Genomic DNA, 25012 nt, shown 5'->3' on the forward strand with positions numbered 1-25012 from the left:
AAAAACGGCGCATACGGCTGCAGTAAGCGCTGTTTTCAGGCGGGGTCGGGTGGCCACAAGCACGGCTAGGGGCGCTGACGGCCGCAGGCACACTCTTTGCTGGCGACGGTGATGCCATTCATATCAGGAGATCACTATGTCCGTATCGAATCATCGCGAACCCGCTGGGCCGCCCGACGATCCCGCGTGGCCCACCGATCCCAGACCCGAGGAACCTGTGCCAGATCCCGATCGGCCACCCTTCGACCCGGATGAGGTGCCTGGTACACCGCAAGGCCCCACACCGTCCTCGCCGACAAGCCTGGATCTGGCGTAAGGCCCCGATGCCGAGCTATCTCGATTCAATTCTGCGCCGCGCCTGACGCCTGCAGATTTCCTTCCATTTTTTGATTCACTATCCAGAAAGCCTGCCAGTTGCTGCGTCGACATTTCCATCGGCACGAGCCCCAGCGAGTTAAGGCGGTCACGGACGTCAGGCATTTCAGTTTTTTATGCGGCGCGACTCGGACCCGGTCCTCATCTCCCTGGCACCTGTTCTGACTCGGTGCGCCGACCCGAGCCCTGGCTGTCGGCGCCGAACGCCAGCATCCTGGTCATCAGGTCAAGAGCTGACCACGATGTTGCCGGCTGCCGGGTCGTTGAACTATCAACTATCGGTTATCGTCATCGTTTCGGACCAGCAACAAGGACGCATCGACGATGACAAGCTCTACGCCTGAAGCACACGCTGAACCCATTCTGGAAGTCTTGCCGCGCGATCTGTCCGCATATCGGGAAGGCAATGTGGGCATTCCCTATGTTCATCGGTTTGAGTCCGGCAAGCCCGGCCCGCACGTGTTGATCAACGCCATTACGCACGGCAACGAGATCTGTGGCATGGTGGCCGCGACGCATTTGCTGGATACGGGTGTGCGCCCCAACATCGGGACGCTGACGATCAGCTTTGCGCATATCGAGGCATACGAGGCGTTCGACATCGAGCACCCTTACAACAACCGGCAGCTTGTCCATAACCTGAACCGTATCTGGACGTCCGGCATGTTGGACAGTGATGACGGCAGTCCGGAAGTCCGTCGGGCGCGCGTGTTGCGTCCTGTGCTGGATGCGGCGGACTACGTGTTGGACATTCATTCCACCCGGGCGCCGGTGCAACCGTTTTGGGTTTACAACGAATCGGACCGCAATACGGCGCTGGCATCCGCGGTCGGCGTGCCTGTGGTTCATCTAGTGATGTCGCCGGACAAATTTCCCGGCACGCCGATTATCGGCTACGGTCGTCATGGCGATCCCACCGCGCAGAAGGGCGGTTCGGTGGTCGTGGAGTGCGGTCAACATTTTGCCCGATCCGCTTCGGATCTTGCCACCGATGTCACGTTGCGGTTTCTCGCACATCTTGGGTTGATCGACGCACTAGAGGGTGCAGATGCGCCACCGGTACCGCAGCGTTATCGTCTGCTGGAGACACACGTCATCAAGTCAGAGAATTTTGCCTTTACCCGTCCTGTCGTGGGTTTCGAGACCTTTGACAAGGACGAGTTGATCGCAATGAACGGCACCGAAGAAATTCGTTCGCCTTGCGATGACTGCACGATCTTTATGCCGGCACGCGAGCCGATCGTCGGGCGGGAAGCAGTGTATCTGACGGCGCGGATCTGAGTTTGATCGTACGGGGCAGGGCAAACATAGGTGGCGGTTATTGTTTCGCCATCTTGCTGGCTTGCGCAAAGGCTTTGGTATCGAGATATTCCGAGCGGATTTTTTCGGCAAAGGCGTTGCCTTCGACGTCCGCGATCGGTACCATGCCGGCGGTTTTAAACTGCTCGCGCAATTTCGGGCTCTCCATTGCCGTGTGCACCGCAGCCATGAGTTTCTGGGTGATTTCGGGCGAGAGCCCTTTTGGGCCGACCAGTCCATACCAAGGACGCATGTTTAATTCTTTATAGCCCAGCTCCGCAAACGTCGGGACGTTTGGAAGTGTGCTCAGGCGCTCCGGCCACATCACAGCAAACGGCTTAGCCCTTCCGGACAAGACGAGTGGTTGTACTAAATAGTCCACGTCGAGCATCAAATCCAGGTTCTGCCCCATGAAGTCATTCATTGCCGGAGCCGAGCCCTGATACGGAATGCTTTCAATATTGATGCCGAGGCGATGGTTGATTTTGGCGATGATCATATGTCCGAGTGAACACATGCCCGGGGTACCTTGGGTCAGTTTTCCAGGGGAATTTTTAGCGGTTTGAATGATTTCTTTGAAATCCTTTTCCGGCATCTTGGGTTGCATGACCCATATCATGGGCATATCCGCAACAAGAGAGATGGGCGTAAAGTCGTTGACGGGGTCGTATCCCGTATTCGAATTACAGACTGGGTTAACAACGTGTGTGGATACGGCAGCAACGCCGAGTGTGTAGCCGTCTGGTTTTGCACGCACGACTTGTGCCGTACCAATGCCGCCGCCCGCCCCGGGCTTGTTCTCCACGATGATAGTGTTATCCATCACCTTTGAGAGGGCATCCGCCAGGCTACGCGCGACGATATCCGTAGGTCCGCCGGGCGCAAAAGGAACGATCAGCTTTATGGGTTTGTCGGGGTAGGCCGCATGAACTGACGCGGCAAACGTCATTGCCGCGATTGCGGTGAGGGCGTTTTTATATGTTTTCATTGTGTCTCCTACTGATGGATTACTTCTGGCAGAATTCATTGACGCTATACGAGCAGATATCTAGCTGCGCTTCAAACTCGGATCCTCGCCATGTAGGCAAGAAGTAGCTGCCGCAGGTTTTTTCTTCTTTCTTGATTTGAGCGATCGCGGACGCCAGGCCTCTCTGCCAAACATTCACGTTTCTCCAGTCGTCCACTTTTGATTCTTTTGCCAGATCAACCAGCCCGAAGTGAAATCCCCTGATATGCGGTAGTGAGGATAGTTGAGGTGCCGACTCGAGCTCTTGTGCTGATTCAATCATCACGTAAATATTCGCGGATGGTTCACCACTTTCCGCGAGCTTCGTCGAGATACCCTCGATAAACTGATATGTATATCCTCCAGAAAGTAGGAATTGCGTTCCACCAAATTTCAGCACCTTGTCGAATAAGTACTCGCCATGGGGAGGAATCCGAAAGATCGGCGTGAGTACTCCCGCTTTCTGCAGAAGCACCATGGCAAAGAGGTGACGCTCATCAACAAAACCTCCCTCACAGTCGACTTGAATATGGCTCCATCCTGCTTTGAGCAATTGGTGGGTGAGATTTAAATCCCATGCGATCGGATTGATCCAGGCCTGTGTCATCAGTGATTCTTTGTCGAGTATTTGGCCAAGCCTGCGGGACGGTTTTTTTGCGGATCTATACCCTGACGTCCTTGAGGGTTCTGGTAGACAAGCATCTCTTTGGCCATGGGGCGAGAGGGAAAATCTTGCAACCACAGTCGATAAAGCAGTCGTCCATGGGCTAGATCGTCGGGGTTTACGAACGAACGACGGGCGTGAAGAATCTGGTAATTATTCATCCATGCGATATCACCAGGTTCCAATTGGAAATCGAAGGCAATTTCGGGACGATTGGCGACCTCATCGAAGTAGTCCAATGCTTCTTGCTCAAGGCCGGCCAAGTCTCGACCTAAGTCCCGATATGCCACTTCGATGATTTCTCGAACGTATCGGCAACTGATGACACCGTTTTTCTCTGAAAAAACCGGGATTTTGTAAGGGGTAATGGGCTCTGATTCTGGATGTTCTTCGCCTCGACGATGATAGGGATACCCGGCTTCTAGGACCTGCAGCAGGTCGGGCCTTTCTCGGGCGATCACATCCCGAATTTTCAAGGAACTCGCAAAAACGCTTTCGCCGCCACTCAGGCTTTTTCGTACACACATCAAGCAGATAATCTCGGCCGAGTCGGTGTGTAGGTCCAATTGCCGGTCGCTGGTGTAGCCTCTCGAGCTATTTTTGTCGCGTACGGCGACATGGCCAAGAATGTCGCCGAACGAGCTTTGGGAAACCGCATTTCCAAGGTGCAAGCCTAGGCCCATGTAGATGATTTCCATGTCCTCAGGTGTGTATGCCGTGGCATCGATTCCGCGGCTGATGATGAGCCCGGAACCCCTGCGTAATTCTCGTAATAGCCCTTGCATCGTGGCGTCAATCGCGGGCGTAGAGAAGTCTTCTCGGGTGATGGTTTCCGTCGTGAGATCGCGTGCTTTCGCGCTTTTGATGCAGGAACTCAGATCATTCAAGAACTCTCTTGAAAATGGCTGTACTAGTTTTTTGTCGCCGCGCATTTCAGCGCCCCAGCCTGTGGGGAACTGCCCTTGTGACCACGCAATATCCGGGTTCTTGCTGTCTGTCTTCAACATTTCATCTCCTTCGTGATGATGGAGGCAATGTTGAATTCAATACATACGGCAATCAATCAGTAATTTTTAATGCCCTATGCGAATTTGTTGAGATCGCAGTACAGAAACCGCTTGCCGAACCTCGGCAAACTCCTCTACTGTTTTCGTACGTCAATACAACAAAAAAAGTAATGAGATGAAGCTCACCAGAAACCGGGGCCTGCCGCCCATCGCCAATATTGAATCGTTCATCAAGGTGGTTGAACTGGGTAGCGTGAGTGCCGCGGCAGACGAACTGGCGCTGACGCAAAGCGCAGTTAGTCGACATGTCATCGACCTTGAGCGATTTCTGAATAAAACGCTACTGACGCGAGGCACTACCGGGCTCGGTGTGACGACGGAAGCCAAAGATTTGGCGGCCAAACTCTCGATGCTATTGGGGGATATGAACTCGGTACTGTATGGTGTCGAATCGGGCACGTCCGGGAGAACGGTGCGTATATCCGCGCCTCCGATATTCTGCATACACTTGCTGGGCAAGCATTGCCATCATATTCAGACATTATTTGAAGCGAATATTGAGATCACATCTAGGATCGGTACGCCGGATTTATTGGCGGATGGCATTGATATAGCGCTGGTAAATACGCCGATTCCTCCGCCCCACTATACGACCGAGTTGCTGCTCGCCACAGAGTATTTCCCCTATATCTCCGCGGGGCTATTGGGTGCGCGATCTCCTGACGATCCTAGCTTATTTCGAGCCGAAGCTTTGATTGATCAGCTTTCGCTTAAAGATGCGTGGTCTGTATTTTTTCGTGAAAAGGCGTTGGGGCGTCCACCTGGCTTGCGAACCACTTTCTCTATCATTGATGCCTCACTGTCCGCAGTCTTGTACGGACAGGGTATCGCTTTCTTGCCAGAGTTTGCCGTAGAGGATTACGTCAAAGAGGGCCGAATGGTGCGTTTGGGCGCCACCTCATTTGCCTCGGCCCGCAGTCGGTATTATCTGTTGATGGCTAATACATTCGCCGATGATGCCCGGGCAAAACGCTTCAGTGAGTGGGTGCGAACCGTTTTGCCATCCCTGGACAAGAACAACAGGAAACGTCTGTCAGAGGCAGGCTCATGTCTATACCACCCGACCGCTTGAGTTGCCGATAACTCCATCGTTTACTGATGGCCTACCAACGATACCGCAGCGTCGCCATCACGGTCCGTTCGCCACCCCAGTAGCAGCTGACGGCTGTGCCCAGGCAATTGGCCACGTAGCGCTTGTCGAACAGATTGGACACGTTCAGCGCGACTTGTGCGCCTGCCAGCACCGGGCTGGCTCGGCCCAGATCGTAGCGGATGGCGGCATCGACCAGCGTGACGGCGGGGATGGCGTATTGATTGTTCAGATCGCCGTAGAAACTTCCTCGGTATGTGACACCGGCGCCCAAGCCCACGCCTTGGAGCGGGCCGTCGCGCAGCGTGTAGTCCGCCCACAGTGAGGCCTGGTGACGCGGCACGAAGTTGAGTTCGTTGCCGCGTTGCGATGCGGTGTTGGTCTTGGTGATTTCGCTGTCGCTGAGCGCGTAAGACATCGTCAGATCCAAGCCATTGTCAAAGCTGGCCTTGCCTTCCAGTTCGATGCCCTGCACCTGGGCCTGGCCTGTTTGTACGACAAAGCTGGTATTGACAGGGTCGGGCGTACTGACATTTTCTTGCGTGATCTGAAAAGCCGACAGTGTGACGAAGCTGGCGACGCCATCGGGTTGGAATTTCACGCCGGCCTCATATTGTTCTCCCGTGGTTGGCTTGAGTGCGGCGCCGCTGCGCGTGACGCCCGTCATCGGCTGGAACGATGTCGAGTAGCTCAGGTACGGTGCCAGGCCGTTGTCAAAGCGATAGATCACACCGACGCGGCCGGTGAAGCGATCGGCGTCGGCATCGCGCGACGCCCAATTCCACTGGCCGTCACCGCCGAGCGTGCCATTGTCGGTGGTACCGTCGGTCCAGTCGTAGCGACCGGCGAAGGTGAAGCGTAAGCGGTCCAGTTCGATCTGATCCTGGGCATATATCCCCAGTTGACTGCGTGTCATGTTGATCTTGGTGGCCGTAGGCGGACGTGTCACCGGAGTGCCGTATTGCGGGTCGAACACGTCGAAGAGCGGCGAGGCCGGAGGCAGCAACAGGCCTAGACTGCTTTCGTTGTAGCGAGATTTCTCCCGCAGGTAGTCCAAGCCGAACGTGACATCATGGTGTGTGGGGCCCGCCTGAAACTTGGCGTTGAGCTGATTGTCGATCTGGAATATGCGCGAGGTCTCAGGAAACGCCCATGCGTAGCGGATAGCCTCGGATTCCGACACCATGGCGCCGATCTGGACGCGGCGAGTGTTGGTGTCGACATTGGTGTACCGGGTGCTTTGGCGCAGGCTCCATGTGTCGTTGATACGATGGTCCAAGGTATAGCCGACCATGGTTTGTTCGTTGGTGAAGATGTCGTAACCAGGCTCGCCCACGAACCTGTCGCGCGGGATGTAGCCGTCGCTGCCTTTCTCCAGCGTGCCGATGACGGGCAGCACGGGAGCACCGCCGCCGCCATGGCTGGTGATTTTCTGGTACTGCGCTGTCAGGTTCAGGCTGGTGTCCGACGAGGGGCGCCATGTGAAGCTGGGGGCGATGAAACCACGATTGTCGTCGACATGTTGATATTGGGTGTCGCTATCGCGCAGAGTACCCGTCAGGCGATACAGGAATTTCCCCTCTTCGTCCGCCGGGCCCGAGAAGTCGAACGATCCTTGATAGCGATTGAAGTTGCCGACTTGCAGTACCACTTCATTAAAGGGTTCCGCGGTTGGCCGCTTGCTGGTCATGTTGACTAATCCACCCGGCGCGCTCTGACCGTACAGACCGGAGGACGGGCCCTTCAGGATCTCTACGCGCTCCAGGCCATAGGTGTCGATACGCGGTTGCGAATACCCACGCGAGCCGAACGGCAGTAGCAGGCCGTCCAGATAGCGCGATGGGGTGAAGCCGCGCACCGTCAGCCAGTCATAGCGCACGTCGTTGTCGCCGTATTGCGCGAACACACCTGGCGTATAGCGCACGGCCTGGGCCAGCGACGTGACGCCGCGCTCGTTCATTTCACGGCGGGTGATGATGTTGACGGTCTGGGGGGTGTCGATCAGGGCGGCGTCGGACTTGGTGCTGGACCGACTGCGCGTGGCGACGTAGTCGTCTCCGGATGTCGGCGAGGCATCCTGAGCGCTTTGCACCACGATCGGGGCCAGTGTCGTGACATCGACTGGCGTAGATGTTTGCGCTACGGCCGTGGCCGAGGTGGCAAGGGCAGCCAGCAGCGCCAACGGCGGCGGCTTGATGGAAAAGACCACGGTGCGTTCCCCAGATCAATTTATAATTAACAAGAATCATTCCTATGCGTCGGCATCATTCCAGAAGTCCAGGCTTCTGTCTGACGGTTTCCCGGCGAGAATTAGCGGTTTTGCCGCTCGTCCGCGCTTTTGCACACACTTCTTATGCCTGTCAGCGCCGCCACTTCCCCGATCATTCCACCTCAGCCCGAGCTGTACTCCGCGCCGATCAAGCCGCACGAATGGTGGCGTGGCACTTTGCCGACGGTGCCGGCAACCGACGATTGGGAAGCCGTCATCGATTGCGTGCTGCGGGTGGAAGAGGGGGTCAGCCTAGTCGTGCTGGATGGCAGTCCGCCGCGCGCGCTGACGATTCCCGCACCGGGTGCCCCGGTGTTTGGCATGCAGGTCTGGCTGGAAGGCAGCGCCACGCTGGCGCTGGACGGTGGCGAACCTTTGAGGTTGAACGCCGGGGCGGGGCTTTTGTTCAATCACGAAAAGCCGATGCGTTGGGCAATGCAGTTGCATGCGAAACAGCGGGTGCGGATGGTGGATGTGCGCTTCACACCCGAAGCGCTGGCGCGGGCGGGCGATACAACGCTGGTGGCATTACTACGCGAGCGATTCCGCCATGATGCCAGCGTGCCAGCGCACGGCTCATTGGTCGCCACCGTGGATGCGCCGTCAAGTTTGAGGGCGCTGGCCAACGCGTTATCTGGTGACGCGCCGTCCTCTCCCGGGGCGCGACGCCTCTGGTATCGCGCCAAATCACTAGAAATGCTGTCGGCGTTTGTGCAAGTACTGTCTCTGCCCCAGGCGCTATGCAGCCCTACGGAGCGTGAGCTGCAGCAATTGCACGATGCTTGCCAATTATTGCGCGAGCGTTACGCGGAGCGGTGGCCACCCGCACGTCTGGCGCGGGCAGTTGGGCTTTCGGAGAAACGGCTGCAGCAAATCATGCGTGACCGCCTGGGCCGGTCGGTACATGCCCAATTGAGCGAGGTCCGTCTGGAGCGGGCCTCGGGCCTATTGCACGCGGGGGCCAGCGTGACAGAGGTGGCTTGGGATGTGGGATTTTCCAGCCTGAGCCACTTCAGCAAGATCTTTAAAGCGCGGTACGGCATTTCGCCGCGCGCCAGATAGTGAAATGGTGCGCACACATCTCCCCGGAGACGCGCCCGAGATCCATGACCAAGCTGGCGGACAGTCTGCATCGAGGGGGTGTCTGCTTCGGCGAGTCGCTCGGTCGACAGGCCTTGGTGGCCACAGCGTGCCGAGCCGCTTTGGACAGTTGCTGAAGTGGAATTTCTAATCCAGACTGATTTTTGCGTTCCCGATCAACCCCTTGTACGTGTCTGATTTTTCATCAAGTCGCTTGCGCAGTTCGCTTAATGGCCAGGTCAGCGGCTCGAAGGCAAACGTATCGAAGCGTTTGCGAATGGCCGGATCGGCGAGAATCTTGGTGACGTCGGTGTAGATCTTGTCGCGCACCTCGTCGGGGATGCCTTTGGGCGCGAGCAGAGACACGATGGAGTTGACGTCTAATTCTGCGGGGCCGCCGGCTTCGGCGACGGTGGGGACGTTGGGGTATTGGACGCTGCGTTGGGGGGCGGCGATGGCCAGGTAGCGCAGCTTGCCGCTGTCATAGACCGGGCGCGTGGAGGGGATGGTGCCAAAGGCCCAATCGACCTCGCCGTTGGCGACGGCGGTGTAGAGCTGGCTGACCTCTTTATAGGGCACGTGGACCATTTTGGTGTCGGTCAATGTGCTGAGCCATTCACCACCGAGATGCCCGGGGCTGCCGACAAACCAGGAGCCGTAGGTAACGGTATCGGGCTTGGCTCTCGCCGCGCTGACCAGATCGGTGATGTTTTTCCAGGGCGATTTGTCGCCGACGGCGATCATGAACGGAGTGTAGAAAAGCGGCGCGACCAGGTCGAACTTTTCCAGTGTGACGTAGTTGCGTGACTTGTACAGATGCGGCAACGCGGAGACGTGCTCGCTGTCGAGTTGCAGCAGGGCATAACCATCGGCAGGTAATTTACCGACAGCGGATAGGGCGATGAAACCGCCACCGCCGGGGCGATTTTCGACGACAACGGACTGCTTCCAGACTTTGCTGAGCTCTTGGCTCAAGATACGCAGCACGACGTCGGGGCCGCTGCCCACGGAAAACGCGGTGTACAGCGTCACGGTTTTGGTTGGGAAAGGGGTGGTTTGTGTGTTGGCGGCGTGTGCTGCGCTGCCTGCCACGAGCGCCGAAGCGAGGGCACCCGCAAGGAATAGGCGGCGAGAAGGGGATAGCATGAGTTGTCTCCGTTATCTGTCGTTATGGTGTGCCGCGGGGTTAATGCTTCACGGATGCTTCCGGTGTGTGGGGCAGTGTTCGGTTAGCGTGATGCAGGCGCCTGGTGTTTGATGCCTTGCATGCAGTTCTGGGCATTCCAGCCATACAACCACTGCAAGCCGTCGTAAAAGCGCGTTTGGGTGGCATCTTTCCACAAGGCGTTGCGCACGGTGCGTTCGACGCCTTTGGCGTGATAGATGCGACCCATCTCGCGCGTCGACCACACGACGCGCGCGCTGCGCGGGATACGCAGGGATTCGTACAGTTTGAAAGCGGCAGGAAGGTCGCCTTGGCACTGGGCGACGGCCTGCCCCAGCGTGACGGCATCTTCGAGCGCCATGCACGCGCCCTGTGCCATGTATTGCGACATGGGGTGTGCCGCGTCGCCTAGCAAGGTCGCGCGCCCGAAGCTCCATTGCTCGACAGGCTCGCGGTCGGCCGTGGCCCATCGGCGCCACGATGTGGGACGATCCAGCAGTTGTGCGGGTCGGGAGTGTATGCCTTGAAAGTACGACAGCACTTCTTCTTTGCTGCCGTCGCGAACACCCCACTCTTCTTGTTCGCGGCTATGAAAGGTGACGACGAGATTGTACTGTTGGCCGCCGCGCAGGGGATAGTGCACCAGATGACAGCGTGGGCCGGCCCAGAGCACGGGAGCGTTGATACGCAGGTCTTCGGGCATGTTGTCGCGTTCGACGACTGCGCGATACACCACATGGCCGGTCACACGTGGTTCGTCGCCGATCAGGTGCTGGCGCACGACCGACTTGACGCCATCACAGCCAATCACGACATCGGCACGGTAGCTGTTGCCTTGGGTATCGATCACCTCGGCATGCGCGTCGGTCTGTACAAAACGGTCGATTTGCGTGGAGGTGTGGAACGATATCAGCGGATCATTGCGCACGCCCTCGAGAATCGAACCGTGAATGTCGGCGCGATGGATGACGGCGTAGGGTCCATTGAACCGGTCGCGAAACGCCGTACCGGTCTCGATGCGCACGATTTCGGTGTTGTCCACCGCATCCATCATGATGATGTGATCGGTAAAAACGGCGCGTTGTCGGGCAATGTCGCCCACGCCCAACGCATCCAGTGCCGCGAAAGCATTGGGACCGAGTTGTATGCCCGCGCCAATCTCGCCGATCTCTGCGGCCTGCTCTAGCAGTTGGACTTGGATGCCTTGTCGTGTCAGCGCCAGCGCGGCGGCCAGGCCGCCGATACCGCCGCCCACCACGATGGCGCTTTGGGGCCTTGTGGTTGTCATGGGGGTCTCCTGCCGTGAGTCGCGATTAGGCGAAATCGGGTTGCGCGCTGGGCGCAGCCTGGACAAATGCGGGCTGTTGCTGGCAATGCGCGTGCACGGCCAGGGCGCGAGGAAAGGCGGAGAGATCGCAACCCATTCGCTGTGCATTGGCGATTTGCGGTACCAGACAGCAATCGGCCACGGTGGGGGCGTCGCCAAAGCAGTACGGGCCGCCGCCGTGTTGCGCGAGCAGGTCCTCGACCATCATCATGCCTTCGTGTATCCAGTGCTTGTACCAGGTGTCTTTTTGCGCCGCACTGACACCCAGCTCGTCTTGCAGGTAGCGCAGGATGCGCAGGTTGTTCACGGGATGAATGTCGTTGGCGATGGCGTTGCTGAGTTCAAGTACGCGGGCGCGTAAAGGTTGTTCGAGGGGAATCAACCGGGTTTCGGGATACTGAGTATCCAGGTAATCGATGATGGCCATGGACTGTCCCAGCGTTAGTTCGCCATCACGCAGCAGCGGTACGCCGCGCGACGGATTCAGCGCTTCGTAGTCGGCGTTGCGGTGCTCGCGTGCGCGAATATTGACCCCGGTGTAATCGTGCGGCAGTCCCTTGAGTGCCAGGGCAATGCGTACCCGATACGAGGTCGAGCTATTGAAGAAGCTATACAGTTGCATCACGACGTCACCTTGACCTGAAGCGTGCCGAGTCCGTCGATGCCGCCTTGCATCAGATCGCCGGTGACGACGGGGCCGACGCCTTCGGGCGTGCCGGTATAGATCAAATCACCCGCTTCCAGGCGGAAGTAGCGTGACAGGTAGGCGATCGTTTCCGCGACGGACCAGATCAGTTTGTCGACATTGCTTTCTTGTTTGGTTTGGTCATTGACCTTGAGCCAGATGTTGGCATGATGAACGTCATCGACCTGTGAAGCGGGATAGAGGGGAGCGATGGGGCCGCTCTGGTCGAAGGCTTTGCCCAGCTCCCAGGGACGGCCGGCCTCGCGCATTTTCATTTGCAGATCGCGACGCGTCATGTCCAGGCCGACGGCATAGCCCCAGACGTGCTCCAGAGCCTGCTCTGCCGAGATATTGGCACCGCCTTTGCCGATGGCCGCGACCAGTTCGATTTCGTAGTGATAGTTGGCGGTTTCGCCGGGATAGGCCAGCTCTAGTGTGTTGCCTTCTGCGACGGGCACGATGGCGTCGGCGGGCTTGCAGAAAAAGAACGGGGGTTCGCGGTCCGGATCAAAACCCATTTCGCGGGCATGCGCAGCGTAGTTACGGCCCACGCAGTACACACGGCGTACGGGAAATAAATCTTGGCTGCCGACCACGGGAATACCGACCGGCGATTGCGGGGTGATGACGTAAGACATGCGTGTTTCCTTGGAAAGAAAGTGTCGTTATTCGCGCGACTCGCGCCATAGGCCGAGCACGGCCTGTACGGGGCGGTCCGAGTAGCTAAAGAGCACGGCGTCGTTCAAGGCTGCGAGTTGCACGGGCACCCATGAGGGCACGACAAAGACGTCGCGGGGTCCAAACGGAAATTCCTGATCGCCGATGCGTGCGGTGCCGCGCCCTTCAACCACGCTATAGATGGTCGAGTCGGTGCTGCGATAGGTGCGGCCCTGAAAACCCGCGGGCAAGAACTGCATGAAGGTCGCCATGGTGGGCATGGGATAGCCCCCCGTGGCCGGATTGACGTAGCGCAGCTTGACGCCGTCCCACGCGTCGAGTTCGCCGTGGCGGTACAACTGATCCAGGGCTTCCCGAGTGCGGGCATAGGGATAATTGAAGATGGGCGACGTGCTGGCCTGAGGGGCTTCGTGGCGTACGGGCAGCATGTTGTAGCCGTAGCGCGCTGTGCTGTCGCCTTCGGGTCGCGTCACGGGCTGTGCCGCCTCCGGATAGTTCTCTGCAAAGCCAGCATCCAGCGATCGGATGAGCGGGATGTCCAGGCCATCGAGCCAGACCACGGGTTCGCCGCCGTCGACGACCTCGGCGTTACCATGATCGTGCCAAGTCCACGACGGCGTGATGATGAAGTCGCCGGGGCGCATGGTGGTGCGCTCACCGTTGACCGCGGTATACGCGCCGCTGCCTTCCACAATAAAACGCAGGGCGGATTGAGTATGGCGGTGGCTGGGGGCGATTTCCCCGGGCAGGATCAGTTGCCAGCCGGCATACAGCGTTTTTGTGATACTGGACTCGCCAGGCAGGCCGGGGTTTTCCAGTATCAATACGCGTCGCACGGCTTCTTCGGCGGTGATGAGTTCACCGGAGGCCATGATATCGGCGCGCATGTCGTCGTATTTCCAAAGGTGCGGCACACACTGGGGTGTGGGTGCTTTAGGAACGAGCGTGTGCAGGGATTCCCAGAGTGGGCTGAGATGTTTGGTCGCAATACGCGCGTAGTAATCCGCGCGTGCGTCGCTAGACGAAGTTCCGTCGGCCATAATTGTCTCCCACCGGTAAGTCGGCTGTATTCGGTATGGAAACTATTATGGCCATCAAGATATGTTAAAAAAAATGATATTTTTATATTATCTATACGAAAAAACATATATATGGAGGGGGCATGGACTGGACACACCGGCTGCGGCTGCGTCACGTAAAAATGCTGCTAAGTTTGGCGCAGACCCGAAATATCAGTCATTCGGCGGTCATTCTTAATACGACTCAGCCTGGCCTGTCGAAGTGGCTGAAGGACCTTGAGGAAGACATCGGCCTACCGCTGTTTGAACGCCACGCGCGGGGGCTGCAACCGACACCTTATGGCGAGGTCTTGATTGCCCATGCGCAGCGCATCAACGCGCAACTGGATCGGGCCAGTAGTGATATGACCGCGTTGCGAGAGGGGGGGAGCGGCAGGGTCGTCATTGGAATGAGCGGCGTCGCCGCATCGGATACTGCACCGTTGGCGATCACCCGGTTGCTCGCACGTATGCCCCGGGCCAAGGTAAGCCTGGTCGAAGGCACGACAGATCATTTGACGGGGCAGTTGGTGCAGGGGGAGCTGGATGTCGTGCTCGGACGTGCCGCGCCGGAGTTTGGCGATTCGGCGCTGGAGATGGAGTCCTTGTTTTTCGACACGATCGATCTGGTGGTTCGACCGCGCCATCCCTTGCTGGATGTGAAGAAGCTGGATTGGCCAGACTTGCATGCCTATCGTTGGATTGTGTGGCCCAAGGGGGCACCTATTCGCAACGCCATGGACCGTGCGTTGGCCGAGGCCGGTCAGGCGCTGCCGCGTGACACGCTCGAGACCAATTCGGTCACCGCCAATCTGACGTTGCTGAACAATAGCGACATGATCGGCGCGGCGTCTCATCGGTCTGCTTTACGTCTGGCACAGATGAATGCGATCAGGATCCTGCCCATACGTCTGTCGGGCTTTGGCGCGGTGGCGATGTATTGGCGCAAGGACGGTTTTATGCCGCAGGCGGTGCAATGGGCCATGGAGTGCTTGCGAGAGGTCGTCGCCGAGTACAGTGCTACACGCGTGGACAAACGATAACGGGCATCCGTGAGTAGCTGCGCTTGCCGGTCATCAAGGTTTTGCGATACCGGCTGACCCTAGGCCTTGGATGCGGGTCGTGAGGGTTTTGGCATGGGCGGCCACACGAGCGCCGCCAGTATGCCGGCTGCCGCGCCGGCCGGCACGTACCAGGCTCCCGGTACCAGTTTGTTGGTGAGTGCGGCCACGAGCAGGCTGACCAGCCAAGGCCAGGCACGCCCCAATCCGCGCCACATGCCACGCAGCATGACAAGGAACACGGCTGGGAACGCCATGTCGAGTCCGTAGAGTTCCGGCTGGCCCAACAGCGGGCCCAGAATGGCGCCCAGGGTCGTACAACTGACCCAAGCCACGTAGAACACGAGCGATGAGCCCATGTAATAGGCCAGACTGAATGCGGGTCCGATACCCTGTTCGGTGCGTCGCCGGATATCGGCCATGGACAGGGCCCAAGAGGCGTCGGTCATCAGGAACAGCGCCGGCAACACTTTGCGTTTGGGCAGGTGGTGCAGAAAGGGGGTGAGCGCGGCGCTCATGACCAGCATCCGGCTATTGACCAGAAAGGTTACTGCCATGATCAGCAGGAAGTGTGGGGGGAAAGTCCACAGGCCCAGGGCGGCGAACTCTGAGCCGCCGGCGAAGTTCAGGCCAGTCATGAGGGGCACTTCGAAGGGGGTGAGCCCTGTGTGTGCAGCCTGTGCGCCCAGTACCAGGCCGAAGGGGATGATGCCGAACAGCATCGGTAGGCTAGCCGTGGCGCCGGCACAGCATTGCGTCCAGGTGGTGGACCGGCCGAGTGTTTGCGCGTTGGCGCGATGGAGGTTTGGGACGTTCATTCGTGGGTGGTGGCTGAGGTCGGGGGCATCAAGCTAACAAGTGGCGCAGCAGCGCGGCACTACCCACGCCGATGACGACGGTGGCCAGCAGTGGCAAGCGCATGGCGGCGGCCACGGTACACGCGAGCGCGATTAGATCGGCAGGCTGATCGGACACGAAGACCGGCGCGATGACGGAGATCAGGACGCAACCAGGGGCCGCCTCCAGCACCGCCATCGCGCGCGGGCTGAGGCTGCGGTTACGCAGCAGGATGTAGCCACCGATGCGAGCTAGGTAGGTGACGCTGGCCATCAAGAGGATGGCCAGCAAGTTGGCGGGGTCGATCATTAAGGGCCTGTCAGCAAAACGAGGATCAACGCTCAGTGTAACGACAGATGGAGGCAGTCAGGTGCCGGTCTTTGACAAGCAGCTTGCCTCTTTTTCCGAAAGATTGTTGGCCTTCAGCCACGCTTTCGTTTCATCATCGCCGGCCTGTTTCAGGGACTTCATGATGGAATCAGAGGGGGTGGTGTTGAGCGTCATCTTATGTTCGCGCATACGGGCGTAGTTAGCCTCGATGCGTTGCTCCACACCCGCCCACGAGGCTGCGGAGACTTTCTCTGCTGCTTGCGTGAGAATGGCCTGTTGATCGGAACTGAGTTGATCCCAGGCATCACGATTGATGATGGTGTAGCTCAGAGGGATGGAATAACTGACTGCGGTGAAGTTGGGCAGATGATCCCAGAGTTTTCGGCCCGCACCGCCATCGCCGGAAGTGAGGACAGCGTTAACCTCGCCGGCAGCCAGTTTTTCGGCCAGGGCGGAATAGGGCAACGCGACGCTTTGTGCACCCAGACGTTCGAATACAGTTTTGCTGGTGGTGTCGTAGGTCCTGATTTTCAGGGCCTTGACGTCGGTGTCGTTGGCCAAGGGGGTGACCGACCAGATCCCCGAGGGTGGCCACGGGGTGACATAGAGCAGATGCGCCCCTAGCGCCTTGACGCGTTCTTGCAGGGCGGGCTCGGCGCAGCTGTACAGGGCATGGGCCTGCTTGAAGTCTTTGGCCGCAAAGGGCAGCGACGACAGCAGGAACAGCGAATCCTTATTGCCCAGAACCCCCCCGAATAGTGTGCCCATCAGGTCCTTTTCCTTGATGACGGCATTGACCTGCTCAGCGCCTTTGTAGGGGTTTTGTTTTTCCTGCAGAGTTTCGACCTTGATCGTGCCCTTTGATTGCTCATTGACGGCAGCGGCGAACTGAAGGTCGGCAGCGGCCGTAATGGACGTCGCGGGGTATTCGTTGATCAATTTCAGGGTCGTTTGTGCCCAGGCACAGGGCGATATGGCGACGGACGATATCAAGATGGCACGGATCAGCGTGTTGCAACGATGGTGGCACGTCATGGTTGTTCCCCTTGTTTTGATTGATTAGGTTGTGTGGAGCTTTGCTTGTAGCACCGGGCGGACGACAACGGGTAGTATGTTCACACTAAAAAATAATCATACGGAGATATCTATGGATCGCAGAAATTTCTTGCAGGTCGCAGCAGCAGGTGTCGCAGGCGCTACGCTGTCCGGGTGGGTCCACGCGCAGGCGGTTCATTGGCCGAATGGGCCGATAAAGCTGGTCGTGCCCTTTCCGCCTGGCGGGGGCACTGATACGGTATCGCGCTTGGTAGCCGAAAAGCTGAGCGCATTGAAACAGTGGCAGATAATCGTTGACAACCGTCCTGGCGCGGCAGGCAATATTGGCCTGGATCAGGCCGCCAAAGCCAAGCCTGATGGCTATACCCTGGCGATGGCGCAAACGTCCAACATGGCAATTAACCCGTGGCTGTATTCGAAGCTGCCGTTTGACCCCTTGACGGATCTGACGCCGATCGTTGAGGTTTGCGCGCAGCCTGTGGTGTTGGCGGTGCGCAGCGAGTCGCCCTTTCAAAACCTGGTGGACTTTATCGAGGCGGCCAAGAAAGAACCCGGCAAGTACACCATGGCGCAAGCCGGGATGGGTACCGTAGGCCATTTGGCGGGGGAAATGTTGGCGCGCGCTGCGGGCATCGAGGTCGTGCAGGTGCCATACAAGGGGGCGGGAACAGGGATGACCAATTTGGTCGGCGGACAGATCGATACCTATTTTGGCAGTGCGTCATCGGTGATGTCGCAATTGCAGGCAGGCAAGGTGCGGGGCATCGCAACGACGTCCGCCAAGCGTTTGGCGGCACTGCCGAATGTGCTGACCGTGGCCGAACAAGGCTACCCGGGTTTTGAGGCGACGACGTGGCTGGGATTGGTGGGGCCGGCCGGATTGCCCGACGATATTGTCAAGGTGGTCAATGCGGCTGTCGTGGACGCCATGGCGGACAAATCGGTGCAAGAGCGACTCGAGGCCGAAGGCAATGAGCCGCAGGCGGGAACGACACAGGCGTTTGCACAGTTTATTCGCAGCGAACACGAAAAGTGGGGCAAGGTCGTTCGCGACGCCAAAATCAAGATCAGCTAGTGGGCCCTGCAGCTACGCATCATGAAAGGTGGTGAATTCGTCGACCGGTACACGGGTGGTGCGGTATTGGTTGACGGGTTCGTTTAGGTCTTGATAGCCCATCGATATGCCGCAAACGACGATCTCGTCATCGGGAATGCTTAAGTGTTGTTTGACGATGTCTGGATAGTTGGCCAGCGCTGCCTGTGGGCAGGTGTCCAGGCCACAGCCACGTGCCATGATCATGACGTTCTGTAAGAACATCCCGTAATCCAGCCAACTGCCTTTATCCATGTCATTGTCGATGGTGAAAAGCAGTACGCAGGGCGCGTCAAAGAATTCAAAATTGCGAGCATGCTGGCGCATCGAAGCGTCGCGGTCGCCTTTTTGGATGCCCAGCAGGCTGTACAGGCCCCAGCCGGTTTTGCGTCGCCGTTCCAGGTAAGGGTCGCGCCAGGTGACGGGGTAATACTGGTACTCGCGACGGTCGGGTTCGCCGCGAACATGAGCCTGCACGAGCGCCTGGGATAGGGCGTCGCGACGTGCGCCTGTGACGACGTGCACTTTCCAAGGTTGAATGTTGCTGCCGCTGGGTGCACGCGAGGCTGCCTCTAGGATGCGGCGAATCAGATCGGTGGGTACGGGCTTGGGTAGAAAGCCACGTATGCTTTGGCGCGAGACGATAGCCTGTTCGACGGCGTGCTGTACATCGTTCATCACATGCTCCGAGAAACCTCGGCCTTTATGCCGGGGAAGAAAGGGGCACAGCCGTTAGGCTGCAGGATTGGTCGTAATTAGATGACGGTTGCGGGCGTCTCTGCGGTCAGGCGAGGGCCGCCGTATTTGAATGAGCCCTGTGCCGAGGCCAGAATGCGACCATCGGGGGCGGTGACTTCGGCGCGCGAAAAGTAAATCTTGCGGCCCCGGCCGGTTACGGTACCCGTGGCGAGGACTTCGCCGCTCTTGATCGAGCCGATGAAGTTGATGGCCAGCGAGATGGTGACGGAGTGGTTCTGTTCGGTACTGTCCGGATCAATACCCGCGTAGCCACAGGCGGCATCCAACAAGGCACAGACCACGCCGCCTTGCAGCGCGCCCTGGCGGTTGAGATGGCTGGGTTGTAGCGCCATGCGGATGGCGACTTGGCCGTCGCCCCAGCTTTCAATCGTGGCGCCCAGTGAATGCAGAAAAGGATTGTCTTCGAAACGGCTCATGTGACGGTAGCGACTCGCAACGGTAGTGAAAGAGAACTTTGGTGTGTCGTTGCTGATAATAACGTTGACTGGCAGTTCTTGCCGGAGATGTCTCCATCTCCGGCAAGTATTCAAAACGCGATGCTGGCGCTCAGGCTATAGGTACGAGGGTCGCCCGCCTTGACGTAGTTTTCGGATTGAAACAGCCAATAGCGCTTGTTGGTCAGGTTGTTGATCCCCGCGCGAAAGGTGGTGTTGTAGCCGTAGATGCGCGTGTCGTACGTGGCGCCGATATTGACGATGGTGTAGTCATCCACGTTGATGTTGTTCGACGCATCCAGCATGGTCGCACCGGTGTACTTGGCATCCGCGCGTAGTTTCAAACCCGGCAATTGCGGTACGTCATAGACGATTTGTGTCGCAGCGATGAATTTGGGTGCGCCCGCGACGCGGTTGCCGGTATGGGCCACGCCCTTTTTGTACTCGGTATCGAGCAGCATGATGCTGCCGCCAACGTTCCAGTTTCTGGCGACGCGGGCCGATGCGCCGAGTTCCAGGCCTTGGTAAATGGACTCACCGTCTTGGACGAGCTCGTTGTTGGTGTTGGTGTATTCGGATTTTTTTTCGATCCGGAATAATGCGGCCGTCGCGGCCCAGTCTGTGTTTTCTGTCTTGATGCCGAGTTCGTACTGTTTGCTCTTGAGCGGACTGAGCAGGGCGCCGCGGTTTTCGTAGATGTTGCCGACGACGGAGCCGGGTTCCAGGGATTCGATGTAGCTCGCGTACGCCATGGTTTGTGGCGTGAAGTTGTACATCAATGCCACGGTCGGGGTCAGTACGCCGTCTTTCGTATAGCGCGAAGTCTGCGTACCCGCCGGGTCATAACTGCGTTGTTCATAATCTGTGTAACGCAGCCCACCCAGTATCGACCAGCCGCCGGTCAAGTCGATGGTATCGCTCGCAAACACCGCCTTTTGCGTGATGTCCGCGGCGCGGTACAGATCTAGTTGGCCTTGACTGTAGTAAGTGTTGGTGTTCTGTTCGTACAGGTTGCCGGTCCCCTCTAGCTGGTACACGCCGTTAGAGCTGTAGTCGTTCTTTTGCTTTTGCCACGAGGCGCCGAATACGACTTGATGCTTGAGCGGGCCGGTGTTGAACTTGCCCTCGACCATGGCCTCCCATTGGTTATAGGAATAGGCCTCGCCGTAGTCCGAACGAAAATCGTCGTAGTCGCCGTCACCATTGGTCAGCGCCAGCACGCCTTCGTTGCGGCGAGTGCGGGTAGAGTTATAGGTGTAGTGTGTGCTGACGTTCCAGTTGTCGTTCAACTGATATTTTAGACCGGTGGAATAAAAGCGGAACGCGTTGTCGACATAGAGCCCCGGGCCTTCCAGATTATTGTTGTCGGCGCGGATGGGCGAGGGCAGCGACGTGCCAGACATACCGGCCGCCGTAATGGTGGCGTCTTGACCGATGGATTTACGGTCTTGGTAGATCGACTGAAAATCCCAGGTCAGTTTGTCTGTCAGGCGGGCATCCAGCGCCAGCGAGACCGAGTCACGATAGAGTGAACCATCGTTATACGTGGTGCCTTCTTCGTGCGTGGCATTGAGCCGGTAGCCAAACCGGCCATCGTCGCCGACTCGCCCGCCGAGGTCTGCGGACTCGCGCAGCAGGCCCTTGGAGATATAGCCGAGGGTAATGCTGCGCACGGGTTCGTCGGTCGGTTTCTTGGTCACGTAATTCAGCAGCCCGCCGGGCGCGCCGAATCCATACATGAAACCCGATGCGCCTTTTAGCAGGTCGATGCGCTCGAATTGCTCGTAGGGCAAGGTCGTGACATAGCTGACAAAGGGCTTGCCGTCGATACGGAAGGAATTTTGCCAATCTAGTGGCAGGCCGCGCACTGTCAGGTAGCTGGCCCAGGCGCCGCTGGATGAACTGTTGTCCGATACCGAGGCATCCAGGGCAAACACGTCCCCGAGTTTGGAAACCTGGCGATTTTCGATTTCTGTCGCGGTGATGACAGCGCTGGAGAAGGGTGTCTCTAGTTGGCTGCGGCTGCCCAATGCGCCGGCATTGACCGGGGTCTGCAGGTGTTCCAGATCATCGAATGCGTCCGCTGCAATGGTGACGGTCGGCAACTGCGCCACATCCTGCGTACCGGATGGGGTGGATTGGGCATGGGCGCAGGTCGTGTACATGCCGGCCAGGGCAAGTGCGAGGACGGAGGGAAGAACGGTAAATTGCGCACCAGACAGTGCGGGGCATATCCGAGAGGAATTTGAGCAAGCCACGTGGACGGTTCCAGAGGAAAGGAGCAAATCCGCAGTTGTATTACAAATACAACTGATTCTCAATGGCTTTTAACTATTGAAACGATCTTTGCTTTTTCTGAACGCGTCGTCCAGCAGCGCGGTACCTGAATTTGACAGGGTACCAATGCCGTTGCTCGGCCTTGCGCGGTGTGTTGGCGGGGATGACCGCAGTACGACTGCGGTCATCCCCGCTATGGCCAGATTTCTTAGTGTGCGGCCGATTGGGCCTTGTACGTTTGGCGATAACGATGCAACAACGGCTCCGTGTAGCCGTTAGGCTGCGTCAGCCCTTCGAAGACCAACGCGCTGGCAGCCTGGAAAGCGATGGAGGTATCGAAGTGGCCCGCCATCGGCTGATACAAGGGGTCGTTGGCGTTTTGTTGATCGACGACCTTGGCCATGCGCTGCAGCGTTTCTTCGACCTGCTCGCGCGTGGCGATTCCGTGGTGCAACCAGTTGGCGATGTGCTGGCTGGAAATCCGTAGCGTGGCGCGGTCTTCCATGAGGCCGACGTTGTTGATGTCGGGGACTTTGGAGCAACCGACGCCTTGATCGATCCAACGGACGACGTAGCCCAGGATGCCTTGTGCGTTGTTTTCCAGCTCGCGACGGATGTCGTCGGCAGTCCAGTCGGCGGGATTGCCGACCGGTACGCTCAGCAGCCCGTCGAGCAACTCGTCATGCACGCTAGCGAGTTTGGTGCCTTCAAGATGCTGTTGCACGGCGGCGACGTCGACTTGGTGGTAATGCAAAGCATGCAGTGTGGCGGCGGTTGGCGAAGGTACCCAGGCGGTATTTGCGCCGGCTTTGGGGTGACCGATTTTCTGTTCGAGCATGGCGGCCATCAGATCAGGCATGGCCCACATGCCTTTGCCGATCTGCGCACGGCCACGCAGGCCGCAATCCAGGCCCACGAGCACATTGCTGCGCTCATAAGCCGCGATCCAGGCACTGGCCTTCATATCGCCCTTGCGCATCATGGGGCCGGCTTGCATCGTGGAGTGCATTTCATCGCCAGTGCGATCCAGGAATCCGGTGTTGATGAAGGCAACACGTCCAGCCGCGGCGGCAATGCAGGCCTTGAGGTTGAGGCTGGTGCGTCGCTCTTCGTCCATGATGCCCATCTTGATCGTATGGCGCGGCAGGCTGAGCAGGTCTTCGACGCGATCAAACAGTTCATTGGCAAAGGCGGCTTCGGCCGGACCGTGCATTTTTGGTTTGACGATGTAGATGGAGCCCTTGCGCGAATTCCGCTTGTGAGTGCGATCGGGTAGCGCCGTCAATGTGGTGAGCACGGCATCCAGAATGCCTTCGGGAATCTCGTGGCCGTTGGCGTCCAGGATGGCCGGGTTGGTCATCAGATGACCCACGTTGCGCACGAACAGCAGTGAGCGGCCGTGTAATGTCAGTGTGCCGCCGTCAGGCTTGCGGTATTCGCGGTCGGCATTCATGCGCCGGGTAAAGGTCTTGCCGTTTTTGGTGACTTGTTCGGTCAGGTCGCCTTTCATCAGGCCAAGCCAGTTGCGGTAGATCTGTACCTTGTCGTCCGCGTCGACGGCGGCGACGGAGTCTTCGCAGTCCATGATAGTGGTGAGTGCGGCTTCGACGACGACGTCTTTGACGCCCGCCGCATCGGTAGCGCCGATCGTGTGCGTGCGGTCGATCTGGATCTCGACATGCAGGCCATTGTTCTTGAGCAAGATGGCCTCAGGGGCTGCGTCTTCGCCCACGACACCCGCGAATTGGGCGGGGTTTTTCAGGCCGGTTTCGCCTTGCGGCAGCGTGGCGGCCAGTTGGCCGTTTTTGACGAGATAGGCCGTGGCGTCAGCGTGTGAGCCCTGTGCCAGTGGCGCTGCTTCGTCGAGAAATGCACGGGCGCGGGCGATGACGGCCTGCCCGCGTTGCGGGTGATATCCATTGCCCGTATCGCCAGGCGTGGCGGCAATGGCATCGGTACCATACAGCGCGTCGTACAGGCTGCCCCAGCGCGCGTTGGCGGCGTTTAACGCATAACGGGCGTTGGACATCGGCACCACCAGTTGCGGACCGGCTTGCTCGGCGATTTCGGCATCGACATTGGATGTCGTGGCCTGCACGCTATCCGGCGTGGGCAGCAGATAGCCGATTTTTTCCAGAAAAGCGCGATAGGCGCGCAGGTCGCGAACGGGGCCGGGGTTAGCGCCATGCCAGGTGTCGAGCTCGACTTGCAGGCGGTCGCGCTCGGCCAGCAGCGCGCGGTTGCGGGGCGCCAAGTCGCGCACGAGGGCGGCAAAGGCGGGCCAGAAATCCCCGGAGGCAATGCCGCTGGCGGGCAGGGCTTCGTTTTCGATGAATTGGTGCAGGACGGTGGCCACTTGCAGGCCGTCTTGTTCAATACGTTCAGTCATGCGGATCTCGGCAAAAAATCAGAGGCGGGCGCAACCAGCGCGGTAAGGCTACATCATCGGGGCTGCGGACTAAGCTGTCTATAACTTGGCCCGCTGGTCATACCAGTTTATTTTGTGTGAATTTGCGGAGTTATCTATTTTTATGGTTTTATTTCAATTGCTTGACCGAGATAGGCATACAGAAGGTCTGCCTGTTCTTCATCCGGTCATACCAGTGGATCCAGATATGGAAATAGAAACTGCGGCGAGCCGCCAAGTCGCCGACGTCGTGGCCGAACGCATTGAACGCTTGATTATGGATGGGGTGCTCAAGGCGGGGCAGGCATTGCCGTCTGAACGCCGTTTAACGGAAAAGCTGGGGGCATCGCGCACGGCGTTGCGCGAAGGACTGAAACTCTTGCGCGCGCGCGGCATCATTCGTACCGAGCAAGGCAAGGGTTCGTTCGTGGCGCCGATTTCACAGGTGAATGCGGGGCCGTTGCTGCACCTGTTTCATTCTCAGCCACGTACGCTGTATGACTTGCTGGAAGTCCGCGCGCTGCTTGAGGGCGAGTCGGCGCGCCTGGCGGCGATCCGAGGGACGGAGGCGGACTTCATTATGATCCGGCGCCGCTATGAGGCCATGATTGATGCACACGGCCAGGATACGGATATCGCCACCCATGCTCATCTGGATCATGCGTTTCATCTGGCGGTGTGCGAGGCCTCGCATAATCCGGTGCTGACACATACCTTGCAGTCGCTGACGGATCTGATGTTGGGATCGGTGTTCGCCTGCGTGAATAATCTCTATCACCGTCAACCCCACAAGCAGCAGATCGATCAGCAGCATGCGGCCGTGTTCACCGCCGTGACGGCACGTTTGCCAGACCAGGCACATCAGGCAGCGACTGATCACGTTAATCGCGTGCGGCAAAGCCTGGGTGAGATCGAGCAGGAAGAACAGCGTCTGGTACGGGCGACCTTACGCCTGGAGGGGTGGACGTAAGCGTTTCCGACTGTTCGCTGCATCG

At 58.5% G+C, this 25012-nt stretch carries 23 protein-coding genes; 7 read left to right on the forward strand and 16 right to left on the reverse strand.

Features of this window, described 5'->3' with window-relative positions; all coding sequences use genetic code 11:
• The first annotated feature begins 136 nt into the window (after nucleotides 1-136).
• Nucleotides 137-316, forward strand: a complete 180-nt coding sequence (locus tag ACYVDM_RS02465; RefSeq protein ID WP_415791156.1) for a hypothetical protein — start codon at nucleotides 137-139, stop codon at nucleotides 314-316.
• Nucleotides 317-699: 383 nt separating this feature from the next.
• Complete coding sequence (locus ACYVDM_RS02470; protein ID WP_415791154.1) at nucleotides 700-1656, forward strand: M14 family metallopeptidase; 957 nt, start codon at nucleotides 700-702, stop codon at nucleotides 1654-1656.
• 37 nt (nucleotides 1657-1693) lie between these two features.
• Here ACYVDM_RS02470 and ACYVDM_RS02475 read toward each other — a convergent pair whose 3' ends face one another.
• The 3 genes from ACYVDM_RS02475 to ACYVDM_RS02485 are packed head-to-tail and all read right to left on the reverse strand — an operon-like array spanning nucleotide 1694 to nucleotide 4351.
• Nucleotides 1694-2662, reverse strand: coding sequence for a Bug family tripartite tricarboxylate transporter substrate binding protein (locus tag ACYVDM_RS02475; RefSeq protein ID WP_415791152.1), 969 nt, complete (start codon nucleotides 2660-2662; stop codon nucleotides 1694-1696).
• 19 nt (nucleotides 2663-2681) lie between these two features.
• Entirely contained in the window at nucleotides 2682-3287 is a 606-nt protein-coding gene (locus ACYVDM_RS02480) for a hypothetical protein (protein WP_415791150.1), read from the reverse strand.
• Nucleotides 3287-4351 (reverse strand): TauD/TfdA family dioxygenase, encoded by a 1065-nt coding sequence (locus ACYVDM_RS02485; RefSeq protein WP_415791148.1) that lies wholly within the window; start codon nucleotides 4349-4351, stop codon nucleotides 3287-3289. The genes ACYVDM_RS02480 and ACYVDM_RS02485 overlap by 1 nt, the downstream gene beginning before the upstream one ends.
• 175 nt (nucleotides 4352-4526) lie before the next feature.
• Here ACYVDM_RS02485 and ACYVDM_RS02490 point away from each other — a divergent pair, with 175 nt between their 5' ends.
• Nucleotides 4527-5483 (forward strand): LysR family transcriptional regulator, encoded by a 957-nt coding sequence (locus ACYVDM_RS02490; protein ID WP_415791146.1) that lies wholly within the window; start codon nucleotides 4527-4529, stop codon nucleotides 5481-5483.
• 31 nt (nucleotides 5484-5514) lie between these two features.
• Here the strand turns inward: ACYVDM_RS02490 and ACYVDM_RS02495 are convergent, their stop codons facing one another.
• Complete coding sequence (locus tag ACYVDM_RS02495; RefSeq protein ID WP_415791144.1) at nucleotides 5515-7710, reverse strand: TonB-dependent siderophore receptor; 2196 nt, start codon at nucleotides 7708-7710, stop codon at nucleotides 5515-5517.
• 144 nt (nucleotides 7711-7854) lie between these two features.
• Between ACYVDM_RS02495 and ACYVDM_RS02500 the strand changes: the two genes are divergently transcribed.
• Complete coding sequence (locus tag ACYVDM_RS02500) at nucleotides 7855-8832, forward strand: helix-turn-helix transcriptional regulator (protein WP_415791142.1); 978 nt, start codon at nucleotides 7855-7857, stop codon at nucleotides 8830-8832.
• Nucleotides 8833-8997: 165 nt separating this feature from the next.
• Here the strand turns inward: ACYVDM_RS02500 and ACYVDM_RS02505 are convergent, their stop codons facing one another.
• The 5 genes from ACYVDM_RS02505 to gtdA form a co-directional block, all read right to left on the reverse strand.
• Nucleotides 8998-9996 carry a Bug family tripartite tricarboxylate transporter substrate binding protein gene (locus tag ACYVDM_RS02505; protein WP_415791140.1) on the reverse strand — a complete coding sequence of 333 codons (999 nt, stop codon included), beginning with the start codon at nucleotides 9994-9996 and terminating at the stop codon, nucleotides 8998-9000.
• A gap of 83 nt (nucleotides 9997-10079) precedes the next feature.
• On the reverse strand, nucleotides 10080-11303 hold the full coding sequence (locus ACYVDM_RS02510) for a 3-hydroxybenzoate 6-monooxygenase (protein WP_415791138.1): 1224 nt from the start codon (nucleotides 11301-11303) through the stop codon (nucleotides 10080-10082).
• Nucleotides 11304-11328: 25 nt separating this feature from the next.
• Nucleotides 11329-11964, reverse strand: coding sequence for a maleylacetoacetate isomerase (maiA, locus tag ACYVDM_RS02515; protein ID WP_415791458.1), 636 nt, complete (start codon nucleotides 11962-11964; stop codon nucleotides 11329-11331).
• Entirely contained in the window at nucleotides 11964-12665 is a 702-nt protein-coding gene (locus tag ACYVDM_RS02520) for a fumarylacetoacetate hydrolase family protein (RefSeq protein ID WP_415791136.1), read from the reverse strand. Before ACYVDM_RS02520 ends, maiA begins: the two co-directional genes overlap by 1 nt.
• 27 nt (nucleotides 12666-12692) lie before the next feature.
• Nucleotides 12693-13745 (reverse strand): gentisate 1,2-dioxygenase, encoded by a 1053-nt coding sequence (gtdA, locus tag ACYVDM_RS02525; protein WP_415791134.1) that lies wholly within the window; start codon nucleotides 13743-13745, stop codon nucleotides 12693-12695.
• 122 nt (nucleotides 13746-13867) lie between these two features.
• Between gtdA and ACYVDM_RS02530 the strand changes: the two genes are divergently transcribed.
• On the forward strand, nucleotides 13868-14806 hold the full coding sequence (locus tag ACYVDM_RS02530; protein WP_415791132.1) for a LysR substrate-binding domain-containing protein: 939 nt from the start codon (nucleotides 13868-13870) through the stop codon (nucleotides 14804-14806).
• 59 nt (nucleotides 14807-14865) lie between these two features.
• Here the strand turns inward: ACYVDM_RS02530 and ACYVDM_RS02535 are convergent, their stop codons facing one another.
• Genes ACYVDM_RS02535 through ACYVDM_RS02545 form a run of 3 tightly spaced genes read right to left on the reverse strand, consistent with a single transcriptional unit; the run spans nucleotide 14866 to nucleotide 17026 of the window.
• Complete coding sequence (locus ACYVDM_RS02535) at nucleotides 14866-15642, reverse strand: AzlC family ABC transporter permease (protein ID WP_460475301.1); 777 nt, start codon at nucleotides 15640-15642, stop codon at nucleotides 14866-14868.
• 28 nt (nucleotides 15643-15670) lie between these two features.
• On the reverse strand, nucleotides 15671-15970 hold the full coding sequence (locus ACYVDM_RS02540; RefSeq protein WP_415791130.1) for an AzlD family protein: 300 nt from the start codon (nucleotides 15968-15970) through the stop codon (nucleotides 15671-15673).
• 57 nt (nucleotides 15971-16027) lie between these two features.
• Nucleotides 16028-17026 (reverse strand): TRAP transporter substrate-binding protein, encoded by a 999-nt coding sequence (locus ACYVDM_RS02545; protein WP_415791128.1) that lies wholly within the window; start codon nucleotides 17024-17026, stop codon nucleotides 16028-16030.
• A gap of 112 nt (nucleotides 17027-17138) precedes the next feature.
• Here ACYVDM_RS02545 and ACYVDM_RS02550 point away from each other — a divergent pair, with 112 nt between their 5' ends.
• Complete coding sequence (locus tag ACYVDM_RS02550) at nucleotides 17139-18122, forward strand: Bug family tripartite tricarboxylate transporter substrate binding protein (RefSeq protein WP_415791126.1); 984 nt, start codon at nucleotides 17139-17141, stop codon at nucleotides 18120-18122.
• Between the two features lie 12 nt (nucleotides 18123-18134).
• Here ACYVDM_RS02550 and ACYVDM_RS02555 read toward each other — a convergent pair whose 3' ends face one another.
• From ACYVDM_RS02555 to ACYVDM_RS02570, 4 genes are all read right to left on the reverse strand, one after another.
• Nucleotides 18135-18818 (reverse strand): nitroreductase, encoded by a 684-nt coding sequence (locus tag ACYVDM_RS02555; RefSeq protein ID WP_415791124.1) that lies wholly within the window; start codon nucleotides 18816-18818, stop codon nucleotides 18135-18137.
• Nucleotides 18819-18895: 77 nt separating this feature from the next.
• A complete protein-coding gene (locus ACYVDM_RS02560; RefSeq protein WP_415791122.1) occupies nucleotides 18896-19315 on the reverse strand; it encodes a PaaI family thioesterase in 420 nt (139 codons plus the stop codon).
• Between the two features lie 110 nt (nucleotides 19316-19425).
• Complete coding sequence (locus ACYVDM_RS02565; protein ID WP_415791454.1) at nucleotides 19426-21498, reverse strand: TonB-dependent siderophore receptor; 2073 nt, start codon at nucleotides 21496-21498, stop codon at nucleotides 19426-19428.
• Between the two features lie 320 nt (nucleotides 21499-21818).
• Nucleotides 21819-23999, reverse strand: coding sequence for a malate synthase G (locus tag ACYVDM_RS02570; RefSeq protein WP_415791120.1), 2181 nt, complete (start codon nucleotides 23997-23999; stop codon nucleotides 21819-21821).
• Between the two features lie 226 nt (nucleotides 24000-24225).
• Here ACYVDM_RS02570 and glcC point away from each other — a divergent pair, with 226 nt between their 5' ends.
• Complete coding sequence (gene glcC / locus ACYVDM_RS02575) at nucleotides 24226-24987, forward strand: transcriptional regulator GlcC (RefSeq protein WP_415791118.1); 762 nt, start codon at nucleotides 24226-24228, stop codon at nucleotides 24985-24987.
• Nucleotides 24988-25012 lie beyond the last annotated feature (25 nt).

This window comes from Bordetella tumulicola, assembly GCF_054779135.1.